This window comes from Aquicella lusitana (assembly GCF_902459475.1).
Taxonomy (GTDB): domain Bacteria; phylum Pseudomonadota; class Gammaproteobacteria; order DSM-16500; family DSM-16500; genus Aquicella; species Aquicella lusitana.
The window spans coordinates 1,168,002-1,188,454 of the sequence record NZ_LR699114.1 but is presented as its reverse complement, the minus strand read 5'-3'; the positions used below and the strand labels follow the sequence as shown (position 1 = coordinate 1,188,454).

Below are 20,453 nucleotides of genomic sequence, written 5' to 3'. Positions count from 1 at the left end.
GCTCCTTTTCGCTTTTCTTTTTGATATGGAATCAGCTTTGAATAATGGTATCCTTCGTTATGCCACGTTTGCTGAATTGTAAAATAATTTTGCTCGCGGGAAGAGGACGGCTTAAGAAATAACCCTGTATCAAGTCACAGTTATGTTCAGCGAGATATTGCATTTGTTCAGCAGTTTCAACCCCTTCAGCAACAACTTCTAATCCAAGATTATGCCCAAGTGCAATGACAGCGCTCGTAATGGCAATGTCGTCTTGATTGTGTGGAATCCCTTTAATAAAGTGCTGATCGATTTTTAATACACTGATCGGGAATTGCTTGAGATAGCTGATAGAAGTATAACCTGTACCGAAATCATCGACTGAAATACGAATTCCCATTGATTTGATACTATTTAAACGGCTGATGGCGATATCAACATTATCCATGACGGCCGTTTCAGTGATTTCTACCTCAAGATATTTGGCTTCAAGACCTGTTTCTTTTAATACTGTAGCGATGACTTGCGCGACATCCTGATGCCTGAACTGTTTTGGCGAGATATTTACCGAGACGGTGATGGGATCGTACCCCTCGTCTTGCCAGGCTTTACACGTGCGGCAAGCTTCGCGCAGCGCCCATTCGCCGATGGGTAAAATAAGTCCGGTTTCCTCGGCGAGCGGAATAAATTTTGCAGGACTAATCATGCCAAGTTTAGGATGTTCCCAACGAATGAGCGCTTCTACGTGACGGATAGTGCCGTCTTTTAAATTTAATTGAGGTTGATAATGTAATACAAATTCATTGTTCTGGATTGCTTTGCGCAGCTCGGATTCCAGTTTAATATACTCATGCGCTGCGATATTCATTTCCTGTGTGTAATACTGGTAAATATCACCGCCCGAGCGTTTTGCCTTATACATGGCCATATCGGCATTCTTCATCAAATCCTCAAGCGACTGACCGTCATTGGGGAAGATGCAGACACCAATACTGGCTGTAATATAAAATTCATGCGAATCCACTCTGACAACCTGGGAGCAGGCAGCTAGTATTTTTTCTGCCACAACACCAGCGAATTTTGCATTGCTGATGTCGTTTAGAAGAATGATAAATTCATCACCGCCCAGTCGGGCAAGAATATCTCCAGCGCGCATTATGCCGGCAAAACGGCCGCCCATTTCTTTTAATACAAGATCACCTGTTGGATGTCCAAGCGCATCGTTGATGTTTTTGAAGCGGTCAAGATCAACAAATAAAACGGCGAGTGTTTTGTTGTTTCGTTTAGCGTGATTGAGCGCTTTATTCAGGATTTCATTGAAGAAAACCCGGTTTGGCAGGGAAGTCAGACTGTCGTAATGGGCGAGTCGGACGAGGTGTTCTTTATGGATGATCAGTTCACGCTCTACGGACTTGCGCTCAGTGATTTCCTGCTGCAGTTGAATATTGGTTTTTTGTAATTCCTGTGTTCTTTCTTGAACACGCTGTTCCAGTTGTTCATGCGAAGCCTGGATGATATCCAGCATGTGATTGATCTCTGATGACACTGAGGATAGTTCATCCTTGCCCGTTGCATCTACACGTTCTGTGATTGCACCTTTTTCCCCAATAGCCGCGACTTGCCTATCAAGCCGTTCCAGGCGTTTGACGATCAGGATACGCAGCAGCCATAACATGAGCACTGAGAAGATGATTGCAAGGGCCACGAAGGCGGTCAGGTAGTAATTAATGGCCTGCAATCCTGTTTTATAGATCGAACGCGGCATTGTCATTTGGAACATGCCAATAGGTTCGCTGTTAATATCTTTGATCAGCGTATAGCCTTGCAGCAGATCTTCATTGATCGGCCCGTTGTAATGACCACTTTTATTATTGGCAATAATATCTAGATATTTCTGTAACTGGGGAGATTGCTGGATTTGGCTAAGGATAAACAAATTTAAGTCCACTTTGGTTCTTTCTTCAATCTGTTTTACCAAATCTTCATTCAAGTAGCGTCCCGTTACCATGGCGCCAATAATGGGCAAGGCTTTATCGCCATCGGTGACAGCACTTGCTGCTACTAACATGATGCCGGTTGAGATGAGGATGTAACCTCGAATATCCTTGTTTATATCCACACGTTTAAGGAGCGGGCTGCCAGGATAAAGGTATTTTTCCAGCCCTTTAGGAAAGGCCACGAGTTTTTCATTATCCGTGTCCACTGCCGAGCCGACGACCATCTTGCCATCGTTGTCCCAATAACCAATCAGGTTGATATGTGAGTTGACAAAAGCCGTCATGTTAATGTTATTGGGGATAAATTCGGGTTTTTTGCCTTGCATGAATTCATACAAGTCTGTCCAGTGTGACCAGTCAGAGGTGAAGGTATAAAGAGCATAGTTGACTTGGTCAAGCGCCTGGTCGACGCGGCCCAGATTTTCATCAGCACGATTATGTTCGAGGGAAAGAAAGCTTTGTAACAGGAATACTTTTGAGCCTACATAGGTTAAGCCCAGGAAGACCAGCCATGCCAGGCTGATTGCAATAAGTACTTTATTTCTTAATTTCATTTGCCCTCCATGGCATTCCATTCTAAAGCAAATTCATTGTCTCGCTGGCACAACCCGGATGACAATTAGCTGCCCGTCCCGATAGCGAGGGCCAAGCTTGGTACTAATTTTGCTCTAGTTATATAACTAATTGTATATAGAGGACAAAATGATTGCTAGCTTTCTTGTAAGCTTTTTAATAATTCCCGCATCTTGGCTTTAATCATATCGATAGCAATGCGGTTGCCGCCGCCGCGCGGCACAATCAAATCTGCATAGCGCTTTGAGGGATCAATAAATTGGAGATACATAGGGCGTACTGTATCTTCATATTGTTTTAGTACGGAATCCAGTGACCGTCCTCTTTCCTTGATATCGCGTTTTAAGCGGCGCATCAGGCAGATATCCAGTGCGGTATCCATAAAGATGCGAATATCCATGAGTTCGCGTAATTTAGATTCAACGAATAGCAAAATCCCTTCCAGGACAATAATGGCATGCTGGCCGATGCGGCGTGTTTCTTCTTCCCGTATATGCATGGAATGGTTATAAATAGGAACTTCAACGCTCTTGCCTTGCTGCAGCATATTTAAATGTTTGTAGAGAAGCTCGTGGTCAATCGAGTCAGGGTGGTCATAATTTATTTTTGCTCTTTCTTCAAAAGGGATGTTGCTATGATCTTTATAGTAAGCATCTTCTGAAATGACAACGACCTGGTCTGATCCCAACTCATTCACAATAGTATTTGCGAGCAGGCTCTTGCCTGAAGCAGATGCGCCTGATATGCCGATTATGATAGTGCTTTTTTTATCCACAAGGTTACCTCTATCGAGTGCGTTTTAATAAAATGTAAATTGCGCCGCGGCTGCCATGGCTAGGCGCTGCGGAGCAAAATGCTAATACCACATCTAATTCACGCAGCCAATGATTGAGTTTATTTTTTAAAATGGGCGTCTGGCTGTGGCGCCCTTTGCCATGAATGATAAGCCCAACCCGTATCCCCTCGTGTAAACACTGTTGCAGGAAGCGGTCAGTCGCTATTTTGGCTTCTTCTATAGACATACCATGCAGGTCTAAAATGGCTTCGACATTATATTGGCCTTTGCGTAATTTGCGAAGCATTTTGTTCGATATGCTTGGGTGTTTATAGCCAATAAAGTCTTCGCCTTCCACTGCTGCAAGCGCCTGGGATTCTCTGATGATAAGGGGTTCATCTTCTGCAGCTGGAAGCCGTATTGTGCGCTTCGGAGGGGAGGAAACGAGGCGTATTTTATTTTGAGTAAGCGGTTTTGTACCTTTCATCGCCTGCAGAAAAGCATCGATATCTTCCTGGCTGATTTTACTCTTTTTGGACATTATTTAGAATTGCCTGCTGTTGGTTGGGTTTTATTTTACAGGAATTAAACGCCAGCAAGTGCAAATTAACAACGACAATTATTCTTAAAATAAGACGGAGCAGAGAGGGTTGCTATTAAAATGAATATAGGTTAAATACCGACAAGGAAAAAAATCATCCGTCCGTTCAAATATTATACAAACAGATCTTTCTGTTATATAATCCTGGAGTAACAGGGAATCTCATGAGCACTAAAGACTTATTACATCGTTTCATTTTTGACAAAGCCCCCGTTCGCGGCGAATTTATTTGCCTTGAGGAAAGCTTTAGAACCATTATCCATCAGCACGCTTACCCTCAGCCGATTCGCCACCTTTTGGGCGAAGCCCTCTGCGTTGCAGGTCTGTTGAGCGCGATTATCAAGTTTAACGGTCGGTTGACTGTGCAATTTCGCGGAAAAGGGAAGCTTAAACTCTTATTGGCCCAGTGCGATAACCAATTTCGGATGCGTGCGCTAGCAAAATGGGACGGCGATTTGTCGTATGAAGATCTGATGGAAGCCTTTAATGAGGGCGTGCTTGTCATTATGCTAGACTCGGGACTGAATAAAAATCGCTATCAGGGCATTGTTGCCTGGCGTGGCAATTCCCTCGCTGAATCCATAGAAGGCTACTTTCGAGAATCGGAGCAGCTGGCTACCAAGATATGGCTCGCCGTGGATGAGAGAAGAGCAACCGGCTTTTTGTTACAGGTAGTGCCTGCGGCGGATAAAGATGCAACGAGCATTGAAAAAGCAGTCATCAGCCCGAACTGGGACCGTATTACCAAACAGGCAGCCCAACTGGATTCGAGCACGCTACTTTATAATGATTATCCACTTCTGTTGCAGAATTTGTTTCCAGAGGAAGAAATTCGTATTTTTCCTTCTATTCCGGCTTCTTTTCATTGTTCGTGCTCACGCAAGCGGGGAGAAGATGCTATTTTGCTGTTAGGTCGGGAGGAAGCTGAAGCGGAATTGCAGAATAACCGTACAATTGTGGTGACGTGCGATTTTTGCAATCAGGAATATGTATTTGACGCGGTGGACGTGGCGAGAATTTTTGAAAACAAAGACAGACCTCCTTCTGATATTCAATTACATTGAAGATGATTATGAAAAAGAAAAAAATTTATCTTGTTGCGCTAATTATGTTAACCATTCCTGTCTGGTATGCCGTCAAGCATTATTTTCACTCAACGACTGCCGAGATGGATGCGGTTTGGGTACAGGCAAGCAAGGTGAGGGAAGAAAAACTTCCTGTAGAAATGCATGCTATTGGAACGTTAATTGCACGCAGTATTGAAATTACATCTGAAATGGCAGGGCATGTGGAAAAAATCTATTTTCAGGATGGCGCAGCTGTTAGTAAAGATACACCGCTGATTCAACTGGATGACGCTATTTATAAAGCGAAGTACGAATCTGCTAAGGCTAAATTGGCTTTCAGTGAGACTAATTTCCGGCGCATGATCTTTTTGGGTAAAAAGGGCGCGATTGCAAAGCAGGCGATTGATCAGGCTGAGTCAGATCTTAAAGAGAGAAGAGCCGAAGCGAGAGAAAATGAAGTCATGCTGAATAAGATGCTGCTGACCGCCGCTTTTGACGGCAGGGTAGGCAAAAGCAAGGTAAACCCGGGCGATTATGTAACAGTGGGGCAAAGCATGGTGACGTTGACTGACACAAAGCATTTGCGCATCGACTATAATGTACCGGAAAGATATATGCCGCTATTAAAGCTGGGACAGGCTGTTAGCATTACTACAGCAGCTTATCCTGGAAAAACTTTTTATGGAAAAGTGGCCTTTATTTCGCCCACAATCAATGCGGATAATCGTTCTGTTTCATTGTATGCAGAAATTCCGAATGAAGATAATAAACTCGCGCCAGGTATGTTTGTGAACGTGACGCATTCATTAGGCACTGAAGAGCGTGCGCTGATGATTCCGGCACGCAGTCTGGTTCCCGTAATGGATGGTGAGCAAGTTTATAAGGTGGTGGATAATAAAGCTTATGCGGTAACGGTTGTCATCGGCAGGCGGACTGAAAAAAATGTTCAGGTATTACAAGGTTTGTCTGTGGGCGATAGGGTGATTACAGACGGCCAGCTTAAAATAAAAAATGGCGTCCCTGTCAAGGTTAAAGGCTAAAGGGTATATATAACGTGAATCTACCTGCATTTTGTATCCGTCGGCCCGCATTTACCATTGTCATCAGCCTGGTGATGACCATCATTGGCATCATTGGCTTTATAAATCTGCCCGTGCGCTGGATACCCAACGTTAGCCTGCCGCAGGTCACCATCATGACCACTTACCCGGGTGCAAGCGCGCGTCTGGTAGAACATGATGTGACGAAAGTGATCGAAGACTCGCTCTCGGGCATTAATGGAATTGAAATGCTGACGTCGACGAGCCGTCAGGGCGAAAGCCAGATTTCCATTACCTTCAAGCTGGGGCGAAATATGGATGCTGCTGTAGAGGATGTGCGAAGCGGCGTTGAGCGCATCCGGGGCGCACTGCCCAAGGACGTAGATAACCCGGTTGTGATGAAAGCCGATCCCAACGGCATGCCTATCCTTTTTCTTTCCTTTTACGATACGCATCATAGCGCACGGGAAATCAGCGATTATATTGATAAGTACGTTGTGCCTGCTTTTGAAACGATCGATGGAGTTGGCAGTGTGTGGGTTTATGGCAAGCGTGTTTCCGCTATGCGCGTATCGCTGGATCCCGCAAAAATGGCCGGCGCCAATATTACTGTAGATGAAATCACGCAACTGTTGCGGGATCAGAATGTCTCTATCCCTAGCGGTCAAATCCGCAGCCTTGACCGTTATTATGGTGTGGTCACGGATACGACATTAAAAACACCGGAACAGTTCAATGATTTGATTATCCGGGATAACCAAAACCAAGCGATACGGCTGAAAGATGTGGGTGAGGCAAAACTGGATGCTGAAGACAATGATTCTGCTTTTCGTGTCAATGGAAAATCAGCCATTGCGCTTGGAATCATTCCGCAATCGACGGCGAACCCATTGGATGTGGAACGAAACGTACAAAAAGTATTGGCTGATCTTAAACGTACACTGCCCGCGGGTATGCATGTGAGTCTGGATTACAATGTTGCGGATTATATACGGGCGTCAATGAACAGTGTGTATGAATCCTTTATTGAAGCCGTTATCTTCGTTTGGTTGGTCATTCTTGCCTTTCTCTGCAGTTTTCGTGCAACGCTGATTCCTGTTATTACTATACCAGTCTGTTTGATCAGTACCTTTGCGATTTTATATTTTCTGGGCTTTTCGATTAATACCATCACGCTGATGGCTTTTGTACTCGCTATCGGGCTGGTCGTAGATGATGCTATTGTCATGCTTGAAAACATCAGCCGGCATATGGAGAGCGGATTGACGCCTTTTGCCGCGGCGCTTAAAGGCAGTCGGGAAATGATTTTTCCTGTTATTGCCATGACGCTGACGTTAACCGCTGTTTATGCGCCTATCGCATTTACACCAGGGCTTTTAGGCGTCCTGTTCCGTGAGTTCACTTTTACGCTTGCAGGCGCCGTGCTCATTTCAGGCATTGTGGCATTAACCCTGACACCTATGATGTGCGCACGTTTTTTAAAATCCGCGCACCATACCAATCGTTATAGCGAATGGTTATCCATCCGGCTGAGTCGGCTACAGCATTTGTACCAAAGGATGCTGGTTTTTTTACTGAGGAAACGAACATGGGTAGTGGGTTTTCTCTTGCTTGTTGGGCTGCTAGGCTTGGGTATTTATAAATTCCTTCCTTCTGAACTCGCGCCTGCTGAAGACATGGATGAGGTGAATGTATTCGTAGCCGCGCCGCGCAGCGCCAGCTTTCAATATACGGATACCTATGTAAAACAGCTTGAATCGCTTTACCAATCCAACCCGGATATCGCATCCTATTTTAGCATTTCAGGCGGGCATGCATCCTCTCGAGCCTGGCAGATTATTAAGTTGAAACCCAAAAATGAACGCAAGCACTCAACCGAGGAAGTGCAGGCTTCTCTCGCGGCTCAAACAAACGCATTGACCGGCGTAAGAGTGAACGTTTCTATACCTCCACCAGCGCTCGCTGAATTTGCCGGCAGCGACCAGGGCGATAATATCGGCGTTGTGCTGATGACAACAAGTGATTACCGAAAATTGCAGCAGGTTGCGCAGCAGATGATTGAGGTCATCAAACAGATTCCCGGCTTTGTGCATGTTGAAAACGGATTGAAATGGGACAGCGAACAGTTTCAGATCAATATTGATAGAAATAGGGCGGCAGACCTGAAGGTTTCTATTCCCAATATTGCAGATACGCTTTCAACATTATTAGCGGGCAGAAAAATAGGAAAAGCGGATGATGCAAATGTGATTGTACAGATGAATCAGGCATCACTTGCCAATCCAAACATCTTCAATCAATTATATATTCGCAATAATGACGGTAATATCGTACCTTTGTCTCAGTTGTTAAGCGTGCGTGAAATTACGACGCCCGAAGTGTTTCATCGCTATGAACGTTTGCGCTCTGATACGATTTATATTACGTTGGCACCGAATTTCAAGCTATCCGATGCAGTAAGCACCTTGCAGACCATCGTAAAAGCAAACTTGCCGGATGATATGAAGTATACTTTTGCGGGCGAGGCTAAAAGTTTTCTTGATTCAAGCGGTAAAACATTTTTTACCTTTTTCCTTGCGCTGGTTTTCATTTATCTGGTTTTAGTTGCGCAATTTGAAAGTTTTATTGATCCCTTAATTATCATGCTGACGGTTCCTTTTGCAATGGTGGGCGCGATGATAACCCTGAAGCTTTTTGGCGGTAGTCTGAATATTTATAGTAATATTGGCTTGATTACCTTAATCGGACTCATAGCGAAACACGGTATCCTGATTACGGAATTTGCAAACCAGCTTCGGCGCTCGGGCAAATCCATTCAGGAGGCAGTGATTCAGGCTTCCATGTTACGCTTACGACCCATTTTGATGACGACGGCAGCCATGGCGCTCGGTGCGTTGCCTTTGGCGTTTGCATTTGGTCCTGGGGCGGAAAGCCGGCAACAGATAGGCTTGGTCATCACGGGCGGGGTGTTATTCGGGACATTTTTTTCACTCATCGTTGTTCCCATCACCTATACTTATTTGGCGCCATTTCGAAAATTAACTCAATCCACATTGGATCAGGAAAGTGACTATGCAACTGTTTTATGAGATTTTTCCAGTATTTCTGTTTTTTCTGGCTTTTAAATTTTATGATATTTATGTCGCGACGGTGGTCGGTATTGTGGCAACCCTGGCACAAGTGCTCCTGAGCCGTTTTTTGGCGGGAAAATGGGATAACAAGCAGCTGATTACATTGGGTGTGTTTGTATTTTTTGGCGGCATGACGCTCTATTTTCATAATCCCATTTTTGTAAAGTGGAAGCCTACTATTGTTTTTTGGGTGTTTGCGCTGGTGATTGTCGGCTATCAATTGATTGCCCGCCGATCATTGATGCAGCGTTTAATGCAAAATATGCTGCAGGATAAAGGCGCGATCCCCATCAAGGTTTGGAAACGATTGGATTTTATCTGGGCACTGTTTTTCTCGGGATTAGGTTGCATGAATCTTTATATTGCTTACTATTTCAGTAATGATGCTTGGGTAAACTTTAAATTTTACGGCGTAACAGGCGCTCTTTTTCTATTCAGTATCTTCCAGGCCTTCTATCTGATGCGTTATTTATCGGACAAAATTGAGCATTAAAATTATGCAGAACCGACGAGCCATTATCGAAACCCGCATAAAAAAGACTTTCTCACCCTCGCACCTTGAAGTCATTGATGAAAGTGACCAGCATGTTGGCCATGCTGGTCATCAGGGCGGCGGACGACATTTTGCTGTTATCATCAGGGCCGATTGTTTTAAGGGCATTTCACGCGTTGATGCACATCGCCAGATTTACGCCTTGTTCGAGGACATGATGCCTGATCAGATTCATGCGCTGAAGATTAAAATCCTGTCCTAGACTTGCAATGTCTGAAAACGACTATCATTGCGCTGCTGGTTCACTGGCTGTGAATAGTTTCTGATGCGTTTGCAACTGTTCCGCTGTTAATAGAAAAACACCGCCACCGCCACGTTCGAATTCGAGCCAGGTAAAAGGAACATCCGGAAATCTTTCTGCTAGCGCAAATTCACTATTGCCCACTTCAACGACCAGGATGCCATTAGGATTGAGATATTCAAGCGCATGACGCAGGATACGCACAGCAAAATCCAGCCCCTCGTTGCCGCCTAATAAACCTTCTTTAGGTTCATGCAAATATTCTGGTGGCAATGTTGTCATTTCTTCAGCGCTGACATAAGGCGGGTTGCTGACAATAATGTCGTATTTTTGTTTGGGTAGTGAGGCGAAAAGATCGGATTCGTACAATTTGACCTGATCTTCCACATCATGTCTTAACACATTAATTTTAGCGACGGCGAGTGCGTCAGGGGAAATGTCACTGGCGTCTATTTCTGCCGCTGGAAAAGCTTTAGCGCAGGCAATAGCAATACAGCCGCTGCCTGTGCATAAATCCAGAATATGGTGTACATCTTCAGCGATGACCCAGGGTTCAAAATGGTTTTCAATGAGTTCCGCAATCGGCGAGCGGGGAATCAGCACGCGTTCGTCCACGTAAAAAGACAAATTTGCGAACCAGGCTTCATGCGTTAAATAAGGCACGGGAATACGTTTGATAACACGTTCTTCAATGAGCTCAAACAGCAGCGTTTGTTCTTTCTGGGTAAGGTGGGCATCGAGCACGGCGGGATTAATCGAATGCGGCAAATGTAATGTGTGTAAAACAAGCGCAACTGCTTCATCCCAAGCATTGTCTGTACCATGACCATAATAAAGCCCGGTTTCATTAAATCGGCTGGTGGCGTAACGGATAAAATCACGTATCGTTTTAAGTTCTGAATAATTACTCATGGCCTTTTTCCATTCGGTTATTTTGCTAAGCACGCGGACAACCCTCATGTTACCAAGGTGGATGATTGCTGAAAACAACATTATAATGACTCGCGTCAGTCAGGAATGAATTTCATACAATGGCAAATACGCTCGGCGCATTAATTATCGATTTAGAAAGTAAAACACTGTCTCAGGAAGAGCAGGAGTTGTTAGCGCATCCTCTGGTAGGTGGTGTAATTTTGTTCACGCGCAATTATGATTCCCGCGCCCAGTTGCAAACGCTTTGTCAGCACATACGCGCATGCCGAAAACAGCCGTTGCTTATCATGGTTGACCAGGAGGGCGGCAGGGTACAACGTTTTATCCCTGAATTTACTCGACTGCCCGCTATGCGCACCTTCGGCCAAATGTATGACGATCAGCCGCATGAAGCTTGTACACAAGCAAGGCAGACAGGTTGGTTGATGGCAGCTGAATTGTTGTCCGTTGGCATAGATCTGAGTTTCGCGCCGGTGCTGGATGTGGATAAAGGACTGAGTTCCGTCATTGGAGATCGAGCCTTCCATACGGCGCCCCAAGCTATCATTCGCCTGGCAGGTGCTTTTATCCAGGGGATGGCTGAGGCGGGAATGGCGGCAACGGGCAAGCACTTTCCAGGTCATGGTTCAGTGTCTTTGGACTCGCATGTTGCGGTTCCTGTTGATCCGAGAACGTTAAATGAAATCGAGCAGGGTGATTTAATTCCCTTTGCTGCTTTAATCGCGTCCGGACTTAACGCCATCATGGCCGCCCATATTATATTTCCTGCGGTGGATGAGCGCCCGGTAAGTTTTTCGCGTCAATGGTTGCAGGTTATTTTGCGCGAGCAGCTGCGCTTTTCGGGTGTTATTTTTAGCGACGACCTCAACATGGAAGGTGCGAATATCTCGGCTAATTATGCTGACCGTGTAGCGGCGGCCCGGGAGGCGGGTTGCGACTTTGTTTTACTCTGTAATCAGCGCAAGGGGGTTATTCAGGTGCTTAATGAACTTTCAGCCGCCTTATGTCAGGTGAGCGAACCAAAGTGGCGCGGGGTTCTCGCTCGACACTTTTCGTATGCTCAGGAATCCATTAAAGAAAATCAGCGATGGCAGGATGCACGGCGTTTTTTGCTGAGTCTCGCGCAAAAAACTGTTAAAGTTTAAGACCTTGTCGTATGCAAGGCGAAAGCAAAGGCCCCTGGTTTTTTACTGGGGTAGTGTTAATTCTTAATAAGATATAATAGGCATATGGAAACGATAACTAAAATTCAATCAATACTTGAGGAAGCTGAGTGTCTCTATAGCTTTGATGAAATCAATGAAGCGCTCGATCGAATGGCCAAGGAAATAACACACGCGCTGAAAGACAAGAATCCCATTATCTTGTGTGTCATGACGGGTGCCCTGATTACCACAGGACACCTGCTGACACGACTGCATTTTCCTTTAGAGATTGATTATATTCATGCTACACGCTACCGCGGTACCACTCGTGGCGGTGATTTACATTGGCTGGTTGAACCGCGACAAAGTTTAAAAGATCGCACAGTACTTATTATTGATGACATTATGGATGGCGGCTTGACGCTCGCGGCCATCATTGATTATTGCAAGCAAGCTAAAGCAAATGCTATTTACTCAGCTGTGATGGTCAGCAAAAAGCGTACACGAGAGCCCGGTGTGGATTTTGAGCCTAACTTTGTAGGCGTCACCACAGAAGATAAATATCTATTTGGTTTTGGATTGGATTATGAGGAATACTTGCGCAATGTTCCGGGAATTTATGCGGTAAATAGCAGTGACTGATTGTCCTATAAGGAGAATGTGTCATGCGACAGTACAATATTTTTCAAGCTATCTATCTATCATTTTATTCTAAAAATTTGTACAGGGATGTTGCGACAAACTGGGGTGGCAAGGCATTTTTGTATTTGCTCATGATCGTTGCCTTGTCATGGGTCTTATTCACTTACCAGTTTCAGCATAGTCTCAATATGATTTATGCAGCCAATGCAGATAAGCTGGTTGCGCAAATGCCGGTGGTTACCATCAAGGATGGCAAAATTTCTACGCCAGAAGAGCGTCCTTATGTCATTCATGATCCTGAAACAAAGCAAGTATTTGCTGTTATCGATACCACAGGCAAGTACACCAGTCTGGATGAGGCGAAGGCAGAAGTTTTAGTCACGCAAACGCAAATTATTTCCCGGCATAATGAAAATCAAATCCGCACCACTTCTTTACCAAACACACTTAATATGGTCATTGTGCCGGAAACCGTCAATGCGATTGTCAAACGTTATTTGAACTTTGCCTGGATTTTCTTTTTTGTGATTTTTGTTGTCGCTGGCTATGCTTATCGTCTTATTCAGGCATTAATATACAGCATTATTGGCAAGATTTTTGGTGTCATCGCGAAGGTGCCGTTGTCTTACGGTCAGATTTTGCAAATTGCCATGGTGGCCATTACACCCGTTATTGTCGTAGCCACTATTTTTGACTTTTTTGCCATCCAGTTTGCATATCAACTACTTTTCTATTTCATTCTGGCCATGATTTATTTATTCTACGGCATCGTTGCAAACAGGCGTTAAGGTTACGGATATCATTTCGGTTTTTATAATTTAAGGGAAAAAATATGATAGGGTTAGGTTGGTTTCTTGCATCTTTGGCTGCTTTGATTGCGTTGGCTTATCATCGTGCCGCACTGATAATATGGACAATCAGTTTTGCTTTGCTGCTTATTTTGGCCACAAAATTTAATGGATTGACAGCGGGTGTTACGCTTGGCTGGATTGCGTTTTTAGCTGTGTTTTTACCGCTTAATATTTCGATGTGGCGCCGCCGTTTTATTAGCCAGCCCCTCTTTAATTTTTATCGCAAGGTCATGCCAAAGATGTCACGTACGGAACGTGAAGCCATCACGGCAGGAACGGTGACCTGGGAAGCTGATCTCTTTCGTGGTAATCCAGACTGGCAAAAACTACTATCTTTCCCCAGACCTAAGCTGACAGAAGAAGAGCAGGCTTTTATTGACGGTCCGGTTGAAACCTTATGCCGCATGATTAATGACTGGGATATTACGCATAATCGTGCTGATCTGCCGCCGGCGATGTGGGAATTTCTTAAAAAAGAAGGTTTTTTTGGTTTGATCATTCCCAAACAATATGGCGGTAAACAGTTTTCAGCTTTTGCACATTCACAGATTCTGGTCAAAATCAGCGGCCGCAGCATTACCGTGTCATCTACCGTGGCGGTTCCCAATTCATTGGGCCCTGCAGAATTATTACTGCATTATGGGACAGAGGAACAAAAAGAATATTATTTGCCACGGCTTGCCAGAGGAGAAGAAATGCCCTGTTTTGCCCTAACTTCTCCTGAAGCAGGTTCCGATGCAGGAGCTATGTCTGATCATGGAATTGTCTGCTATGAAGAGCAACAGGGCAAAAGAGTATTGGGGATACGGCTTAATTGGGACAAGCGTTATATTACCTTGGCCCCTGTTGCCACTGTCATTGGTCTTGCCTTTAAATTGTATGATCCTGATCATTTGCTGGGTGATAAAGAAGATATAGGCATTACCTGTGCACTTATTCCGCGCAATACACCCGGTGTCACCATTGGACGCCGTCATTTTCCGCTTAATACACCCTTCCAAAACGGGCCTATCCAGGGAAAAAATGTGTTTATTCCCATGGACTGGATTATTGGCGGTGCAGCGCAGGCAGGAAAAGGCTGGCGCATGTTGATGGAATGTCTAGCAGCGGGCAGGGCGATTACCTTGCCTGCTAGCACTGTTGGTGGTGCAAAAGTGCTTTCTTATGCAACCGGAGCATATTCCCGTATACGCAAGCAGTTTAATATACCCATTGGCCGCTTTGAGGGGATTGAAGAACCGCTCGCCCGTATCGGTGCATATACTTACCTCATGGATGCTGCCCGTACGTTGGCAGCGGGGGCAGTCGATATGGGTGAAAAGCCTTCGGTTGCTTCAGCCATTGTGAAATACCACGTGACAGAACTTGGCCGAACGATTGCTTGCGATGGCATGGATATTCATGGCGGTAAGGGAATTTGTCTGGGTCCCAAAAATTACATAGGCAGAGGTTACGAGTCATCACCCATTGCAATCACAGTAGAAGGTGCGAATATTTTAACGCGCAACATGATTATCTTTGGTCAGGGTGCGATTCGTTGTCATCCTTATGTCTTGGCCGAGCTGGAAGCTGCCCAGCTAACAGATAACAAAGCAGCGTTGGCGGCTTTTGACAAGGCTGTTATCCGGCATATGGCGTTTGGCATCAGTAATGTCATACGCAGTCTAGTGCTAGGGCTGACGGGCAGTTATATCGTGCATGCACCCAAAGGCAAGTTAAAGCGCTATTTCCAGCAAGCCACGCGTTTTGCCTCTGCTTTTGCCCTCATTACCGATGTTTCCATGCTGAGCCTAGGTAGTAACTTAAAGCGCAAGGAAAGTATTTCCGCGAGACTGGGTGATATTTTAAGCTATCTTTATTTATTGTCCTCTACACTTAAACAATATCACGATCAGGGCGAGAATAATGATGATCTTCCAGTGGTACATTTTATCAGCCAGTATTGCCTGTTTAACATTCAGGAACGGTTTGACGAAATTATAAAAAATTTCCCGAATCGTTGGATGGCTGCGTTATTACGCCTATTTATTTTCCCGCTTGGAAAGCATTTTTCAAAACCCAAAGACAGATTAAATCATAAAATCGCCGGGCTCCTGATGGCACCCACTGAAACGCGCCAACGCATCGCAGCAGGTGCATTTTTATCGCCTGTAAAGGAAAATGTGCTGGCTGATATTCAGGATGCCTTGATTAAAACCATTGCAGCCGAGCCGATAGAAAAACTGATTAAGACGGCAAAACAGGATGAGGCAGTCCATGGCTATACCTTGTTTGAGCAAGCGCAGTCTGCATTGGAGAGAAAAATTATTACTGTCGAACAATTTGATATTTTCATGCAGGCTGAAGAAGCGCGCAAGAAAGTGATCGCAGTCGATGACTTTTTAACTGAAGACCTGGCCAGAAATATATTAAGCGAGTCCTATCAAAGTCTTTATGCACAATCAGACGGCACCAACGGCTAATGTAAATAAAACAGGCTCATCCGCTGCGATGAGCCTGTTTTTTTATCTTCTTTTATTAACCGCTTTCTTTTTTTTACTAGAGATAAGCTTTTTTATTCAATGCAACAAAGCCTATCTTTCTGATTTCAGTTTCGTATCTAGCCAATTGCAAATCCCACTGTCGATCTTGCCTGGTATCCTCTATTTTATTTTCGCGCATTTGCTCATTCATTTTATGTTTTGCATGATCGTGTGGGGAGCAGCCAGTAGTATTGCGCGTTTTTTTCACGCTCCACCGCACCGACAAATTCCACTTGGCATCGGGATTTGGGTAATAGGTATCGTTACACTGCTAGTGGCGAATCAGGTCTACTTTCCTAATTCCAAATTTGCAGGTCTTACAGGTTTTATACTTTTTAGCCCTGCTGCAGCCAGTTATCTCTTGTCTATTTTATCTATTTGCTGCCTTTTTTTTATTATTTTTGCCGGTCTCGGCTGCTTGCATTTGCTCTATAAAAGCTGGGGGCTTTGGCCGGGTGCGATCACCCTATGTGCAGTTATCGCAGCTTTAGGTTTTTCATTTTTAAAACCTGCTTTACCTGTGGTCCATGACGCTGCGACCCGGGAGCGTCCAAATATTATTTTAGTCGGTGTGGATTCGCTTCGCCCTGATTTTTTAGGCTTTTTCGGGCACGACAACAGAACGCCATTTATGGATGCTTTTCTAAACCAGGCTACCGTGTTTGCGGAAGCAGTCACGCCGCTTGCCCGCACATTTCCTTCCTGGGCCGGTATTTTAACTGGACAATATCCCAGGCAAACAGGTATTCGTTTTAACCTGGCCCAGCAGGATAAGCTGAATTTTGCCCAAGCCTTGCCTGCTATTTTAAGACGCAATGGTTATGAAACGGTTTTTGCAACGGATGAAGTTCGGTTTAGCAACCTAGACAAAAACTTTGGCTTTAATCAAGTTATCACACCGCCAATGGGTCTAAATGATTTTTTATTGGGTACCTTCAATGATTTTCCCTTATCTAATCTGCTGGTGAATACGTCTTTGGGTAAATGGTTGTTTCCTTATAGTTATGCCAACCGGGCGGTTTATTTCAATTATGAACCAGACAGTTTTTTACATTTGCTGGATTCCACACTGGAAGCTCACCGAACAAAGCCTATGATGTTGGCAGTGCACTTTTGTCTCCCTCATCACCCTTATCTTTGGGCTAGTCTATCAGGCGAAGATTATTCTATTCGCGAACGCTATCAGAAAAGTATACAGCGCGTGGACAGACAGTTACGGGATTTCTTTACGCTGCTAAAAAAAAATCATCTGCTGGATCATGCCATTGTGGTCTTATTATCTGACCATGGCGAAGCATTGGAATTGGCTGGTGACCGCATTACGGAAAAGGATTTATTCCTGCCAGCGAGGAAGAGGGAGGCAATCCCGCGGTTTTATCCTCCAAGCCTTGATGATGAAGCTATTAATCAATCAGCAGGGCATGGAACGGATGTGCTGGGGCTTCCTCAATACCATACGTTGCTTGCCTTCAGGCTTTATGGGGCAGGGGATCAGCAAAAGAATGTCGTGCCGGGTGCTGTTTCGTTACTGGACATTAAGCCTACCCTGCTGGCATTACTGGGCATTACGGATTCTGCTCATGTTCCGTTGGATAATCCTCTTTCCTGCTCGTCCTGTACTTCTCTGGTGTCGGTGATCAAAGGAGGCGGGAAGTTACCTTCGTCTAGACACATTTTCCTGGAAAGCGATTTTTCGCCCGAAGCCATCCGAACTGTTTATCCAGAGACACGTAAAGTCTTGCTCGAAGGTATCCAACTGTTCCAGATTGATCCTGTCACCACTCGTCTTACGGTGAAGGCTTCTATGGGGCAAATGATTATCCATAGCAAACAATACGCAGATATTTATGGCGACTGGATGCTGGCGCTTTATCCCCAACACAAGGATCTTCGCATGCCTATTCTGGTTAATCTTGTGAATGGGCAGTGGACAAATGATTTACAGTCCTCGTTTGCACGCCATTCACCAGCGGCCATGATGCTGCGTGAATTAAAAGCTTTTTATGGTGATGAAATAAGCACTGTTTAATTCACAGCCAGCGTAGTAATTGTTCACAAACGCCATCCCGACTGCTTCTTCAATGCAAAATGTGGAGCAATTATCATCACTTGCCTGATATTTTTCACTAACCTATTGATTTAAATATAATATTTACTTGTGTTCAGTTCTTGTTCTTTTATCTCAAGGTCTTGATCTATGGCGTTTCACGGCAGTTTTCGATAGCTTACTCACAGAGTTATCCACAGATTCTGTGGATAGATGGAGGGTGTCGCGAAATAAAACAAATTTAAGATATAACATCTTTGTGCCTGACAAGGATGTGCGCAATAAATATTAAACCTATAATTTCGCGCGATGCTGAGGAGCTGGCAGTTGATAACCTTTAGCTTTCAGATACGTTTCTGCTGTAAATTCCACGAACCGTTTGTCCTTGCTATGAAGAAAGTTTGCAAAATTCTGGATCGCAATAAAAAAATGCGGGTGATCGCTGGTGATCTTTTTTTGTTTTAAAAAGGAATCAACAATGTTTATAAAAGCATCAAGATTTTGTTCCTTCTCGGGGGCAAGATTAGGAGAATAAATATCCAGCGTATAATCGGTATATTTTCTTGTCAGGCCGTCACCTCTTACTTGAATGGGAATTCTTTCTCTTAGTTCTCTTAACGTTCCGTAACGGGATTCCTTATCTATCCACTTTCTAAAATCTTCGAATGTTTTAAATGAAACTTCACCGCGCTGTGCTTCAAAAAATTTCCATCTGTTTCCATCAAACGCAATAATGAAAGCATGCGCTGCCTCATAGTGTCTGCGGTTAACCATGCCTTCGCAATAACCGGTTAAATAAAAAACGCCTCCATTTAGCTGCTTGGCGGCATCTTCAATACGTTGAAGTATTTTATCCAGCTTCATTTCAAGCGGGCGTGGATCAAGTTGAATGGCGGTGCAATTGATCCCTGAGGGTTCAGTCATTGCCTTGCGGCTTCCTTGTGTGCCGCTATATTTTGCTTGATAGTTGACGGCCTTAGCCAACAGTCTTGGATTAACACTCTGCTCATCGGGTGTGCCGGTCGATAATCCTTTCATGGAGCAACCATTTTCTACATACAGCAGGCTGATGCCCTGGCAGGCAGCTGCATCTTCAACGGGGCCAGGCAATCCATGTTTTTTTTGGAGGGTCTGAAAAAGACGCAAAGTGGCGACATGACCAGTAACATTTTGATTAAATGGAATCCATTCGCCGCCAAACTCCTGGACAAATTGATAAGGGTAATAACCATTAAGGCGGGTTTCAGGAAGTGGCGGACGCTGCATGTTGATACTCCTCATTTATCATTAGGATAGAATCTATTTGAGCTAACCACCCTTAAATTATAGCACTGATTTATGACTCTTCTTGGCGATAACCCCCTATAGCAGCTGGCTGCGTTTAAGATGGATATGTTAAACAATCAGAAAGTTAACTGATAAAATCAGATTCATTTTGAGAACAGGAATGTGCCATGACCAGCGAAAAACGTAAAAACAAGTTGCCAAAAATTGCTGCCATTCAAATGTGTTCCAGTCCAGAAGTGGATGAGAATTTGGAAAATGCAAATCGTTTGATCCGTGAAGCGGTAGCACAGGGTGCAGAATTAATTGTGTTGCCAGAGAATTTTGCCTATATGGGCATGCAGGATGATGATCGGTTGATTCACAAGGAAACGTTTGGTGAAGGTAAGATTCAGCAGTTTCTGGCAACGATTGCCAAAGAAAAACAGATATGGATAGTAGGCGGCACCATTCCTATTGCTGGCCAGCATCCAAATAAAGTCAGGGCAGCTTGTCTTCTTTATAATGATAAAGGTTCAGTAATAGCACGTTATGACAAAGTGCATTTGTTTGATGCCGTTATATCGAACAAAGAGTGTTATCAAGAATCAAAAATAGTTGAGCCTGGTCATGATGTTGTGGTGGTGGATACCCCGTTTGGAAAATTGGGATTAGCCGTTTGTTTTGATGTGCGCTTCCCGGCATTGTTTATGCAGATGGCGAGGCAAGGTGTCGAGATTATCGCTCTCCCATCAGCTTTTACTGTACCCACAGGCGAAGCCCACTGGAAAATATTAACCCGCGCGCGAGCGATTGATACGTTTTCCTATTTGATTGCTGCAGGGCAGGGTGGTGAGCATGCCAATGGGCGCAAAACGTATGGGCATTCCCTGATTGCTGATCCCTGGGGAAGGTTATTGGCTGAGCAAACAAACACAGGATCGGGTGTGGTCCATGCCGAAATGGATTTAAATTGGGTGGCGCAATGTAGAAAATCTATCCCGCTTATACGCTAGTTGCTTACGGACAATAAAATCTTATAAAGAAGAGGCCGCGAAGCGGCCGTCTTGAAGGGCATTTTTAATCAAATTTC

The 20,453-nt window shown here is 44.5% G+C and carries 16 protein-coding genes; 11 read left to right on the top strand and 5 right to left on the bottom strand.

Going from position 1 to position 20,453, the window contains the following annotated elements; all coding sequences use genetic code 11:
- Positions 1 to 31: 31 nt before the first annotated feature.
- The 3 genes from AQUSIP_RS05475 to AQUSIP_RS05465 all read right to left on the bottom strand — a co-directional run bounded on the left by AQUSIP_RS05475 (position 32) and on the right by AQUSIP_RS05465 (position 3,865).
- On the bottom strand, positions 32 to 2,530 hold the full coding sequence (locus AQUSIP_RS05475; RefSeq protein WP_170131760.1) for a bifunctional diguanylate cyclase/phosphodiesterase: 2,499 nt from the start codon (positions 2,528 to 2,530) through the stop codon (positions 32 to 34).
- A gap of 155 nt (positions 2,531 to 2,685) precedes the next feature.
- Positions 2,686 to 3,324 carry a uridine kinase gene (udk, locus tag AQUSIP_RS05470; protein ID WP_267896346.1) on the bottom strand — a complete coding sequence of 213 codons (639 nt, stop codon included), beginning with the start codon at positions 3,322 to 3,324 and terminating at the stop codon, positions 2,686 to 2,688.
- A 10-nt stretch (positions 3,325 to 3,334) separates the two neighbouring features.
- Positions 3,335 to 3,865, bottom strand: a complete 531-nt coding sequence (locus tag AQUSIP_RS05465) for a Smr/MutS family protein (protein ID WP_114833931.1) — start codon at positions 3,863 to 3,865, stop codon at positions 3,335 to 3,337.
- A gap of 224 nt (positions 3,866 to 4,089) precedes the next feature.
- Between AQUSIP_RS05465 and hslO the strand changes: the two genes are divergently transcribed.
- Genes hslO through AQUSIP_RS05440 form a run of 5 tightly spaced genes read left to right on the top strand, consistent with a single transcriptional unit; the run spans position 4,090 to position 9,918 of the window.
- A complete protein-coding gene (gene hslO / locus AQUSIP_RS05460; protein ID WP_114833932.1) occupies positions 4,090 to 4,989 on the top strand; it encodes an Hsp33 family molecular chaperone HslO in 900 nt (299 codons plus the stop codon).
- 8 nt (positions 4,990 to 4,997) lie between these two features.
- The gene (locus tag AQUSIP_RS05455) at positions 4,998 to 6,032 is read left to right on the top strand and encodes an efflux RND transporter periplasmic adaptor subunit (RefSeq protein WP_170131761.1); all 1,035 of its coding nucleotides are present in this window, start codon (positions 4,998 to 5,000) and stop codon (positions 6,030 to 6,032) included.
- Between the two features lie 14 nt (positions 6,033 to 6,046).
- Entirely contained in the window at positions 6,047 to 9,121 is a 3,075-nt protein-coding gene (locus AQUSIP_RS05450) for an efflux RND transporter permease subunit (protein WP_170131762.1), read from the top strand.
- A complete protein-coding gene (locus AQUSIP_RS05445; protein WP_114833935.1) occupies positions 9,105 to 9,656 on the top strand; it encodes a septation protein A in 552 nt (183 codons plus the stop codon). The genes AQUSIP_RS05450 and AQUSIP_RS05445 overlap by 17 nt, the downstream gene beginning before the upstream one ends.
- 4 nt (positions 9,657 to 9,660) lie before the next feature.
- Positions 9,661 to 9,918 (top strand): BolA family protein, encoded by a 258-nt coding sequence (locus tag AQUSIP_RS05440; protein WP_114833936.1) that lies wholly within the window; start codon positions 9,661 to 9,663, stop codon positions 9,916 to 9,918.
- Positions 9,919 to 9,942: 24 nt separating this feature from the next.
- On the opposite strand, the gene prmB is transcribed toward AQUSIP_RS05440, so the two are convergent.
- On the bottom strand, positions 9,943 to 10,869 hold the full coding sequence (prmB, locus tag AQUSIP_RS05435) for a 50S ribosomal protein L3 N(5)-glutamine methyltransferase (RefSeq protein WP_114833937.1): 927 nt from the start codon (positions 10,867 to 10,869) through the stop codon (positions 9,943 to 9,945).
- A 119-nt stretch (positions 10,870 to 10,988) separates the two neighbouring features.
- Here prmB and nagZ point away from each other — a divergent pair, with 119 nt between their 5' ends.
- From nagZ to AQUSIP_RS05410, 5 genes are all read left to right on the top strand, one after another.
- Positions 10,989 to 12,035, top strand: coding sequence for a beta-N-acetylhexosaminidase (gene nagZ, locus AQUSIP_RS05430; RefSeq protein ID WP_114833938.1), 1,047 nt, complete (start codon positions 10,989 to 10,991; stop codon positions 12,033 to 12,035).
- A gap of 84 nt (positions 12,036 to 12,119) precedes the next feature.
- The gene (locus AQUSIP_RS05425) at positions 12,120 to 12,677 is read left to right on the top strand and encodes a hypoxanthine-guanine phosphoribosyltransferase (protein ID WP_114833939.1); all 558 of its coding nucleotides are present in this window, start codon (positions 12,120 to 12,122) and stop codon (positions 12,675 to 12,677) included.
- A 23-nt stretch (positions 12,678 to 12,700) separates the two neighbouring features.
- Positions 12,701 to 13,465: a DUF1189 domain-containing protein gene (locus AQUSIP_RS05420; protein ID WP_114833940.1), complete on the top strand. Its 765-nt coding sequence runs from the start codon at positions 12,701 to 12,703 to the stop codon at positions 13,463 to 13,465.
- Between the two features lie 44 nt (positions 13,466 to 13,509).
- The gene (locus tag AQUSIP_RS05415; protein WP_114833941.1) at positions 13,510 to 15,990 is read left to right on the top strand and encodes an acyl-CoA dehydrogenase; all 2,481 of its coding nucleotides are present in this window, start codon (positions 13,510 to 13,512) and stop codon (positions 15,988 to 15,990) included.
- On the top strand, positions 15,962 to 18,079 hold the full coding sequence (locus tag AQUSIP_RS05410) for a sulfatase-like hydrolase/transferase (protein WP_114833942.1): 2,118 nt from the start codon (positions 15,962 to 15,964) through the stop codon (positions 18,077 to 18,079). The genes AQUSIP_RS05415 and AQUSIP_RS05410 overlap by 29 nt, the downstream gene beginning before the upstream one ends.
- Before the next feature lie 312 nt (positions 18,080 to 18,391).
- Here AQUSIP_RS05410 and AQUSIP_RS05405 read toward each other — a convergent pair whose 3' ends face one another.
- Positions 18,392 to 19,363 (bottom strand): hypothetical protein, encoded by a 972-nt coding sequence (locus tag AQUSIP_RS05405; RefSeq protein WP_114833943.1) that lies wholly within the window; start codon positions 19,361 to 19,363, stop codon positions 18,392 to 18,394.
- A gap of 188 nt (positions 19,364 to 19,551) precedes the next feature.
- Here AQUSIP_RS05405 and AQUSIP_RS05400 point away from each other — a divergent pair, with 188 nt between their 5' ends.
- Positions 19,552 to 20,376, top strand: coding sequence for a carbon-nitrogen hydrolase family protein (locus AQUSIP_RS05400; RefSeq protein WP_114833944.1), 825 nt, complete (start codon positions 19,552 to 19,554; stop codon positions 20,374 to 20,376).
- Positions 20,377 to 20,453: the final 77 nt, after the last annotated feature.

What these genes read in the sequence shown, in the direction of transcription:
- AQUSIP_RS05475 (WP_170131760.1), bottom strand. Translation starts at nt 2,530, where the DNA reads ATGAAATTAAGAAATAAAGTACTTATTGCAATCAGCCTGGCATGGCTG.
- AQUSIP_RS05415 (WP_114833941.1), top strand. Translation starts at nt 13,510, where the DNA reads ATGATAGGGTTAGGTTGGTTTCTTGCATCTTTGGCTGCTTTGATTGCG.
- AQUSIP_RS05400 (WP_114833944.1), top strand. Translation starts at nt 19,552, where the DNA reads ATGACCAGCGAAAAACGTAAAAACAAGTTGCCAAAAATTGCTGCCATT.
- AQUSIP_RS05455 (WP_170131761.1), top strand. Translation starts at nt 4,998, where the DNA reads ATGAAAAAGAAAAAAATTTATCTTGTTGCGCTAATTATGTTAACCATT.
- AQUSIP_RS05425 (WP_114833939.1), top strand. Translation starts at nt 12,120, where the DNA reads ATGGAAACGATAACTAAAATTCAATCAATACTTGAGGAAGCTGAGTGT.
- AQUSIP_RS05440 (WP_114833936.1), top strand. Translation starts at nt 9,661, where the DNA reads ATGCAGAACCGACGAGCCATTATCGAAACCCGCATAAAAAAGACTTTC.
- hslO (WP_114833932.1), top strand. Translation starts at nt 4,090, where the DNA reads ATGAGCACTAAAGACTTATTACATCGTTTCATTTTTGACAAAGCCCCC.
- AQUSIP_RS05410 (WP_114833942.1), top strand. Translation starts at nt 15,962, where the DNA reads ATGCACAATCAGACGGCACCAACGGCTAATGTAAATAAAACAGGCTCA.
- prmB (WP_114833937.1), bottom strand. Translation starts at nt 10,869, where the DNA reads ATGAGTAATTATTCAGAACTTAAAACGATACGTGATTTTATCCGTTAC.
- AQUSIP_RS05420 (WP_114833940.1), top strand. Translation starts at nt 12,701, where the DNA reads ATGCGACAGTACAATATTTTTCAAGCTATCTATCTATCATTTTATTCT.
- AQUSIP_RS05465 (WP_114833931.1), bottom strand. Translation starts at nt 3,865, where the DNA reads ATGTCCAAAAAGAGTAAAATCAGCCAGGAAGATATCGATGCTTTTCTG.
- AQUSIP_RS05405 (WP_114833943.1), bottom strand. Translation starts at nt 19,363, where the DNA reads ATGCAGCGTCCGCCACTTCCTGAAACCCGCCTTAATGGTTATTACCCT.
- nagZ (WP_114833938.1), top strand. Translation starts at nt 10,989, where the DNA reads ATGGCAAATACGCTCGGCGCATTAATTATCGATTTAGAAAGTAAAACA.
- AQUSIP_RS05445 (WP_114833935.1), top strand. Translation starts at nt 9,105, where the DNA reads ATGCAACTGTTTTATGAGATTTTTCCAGTATTTCTGTTTTTTCTGGCT.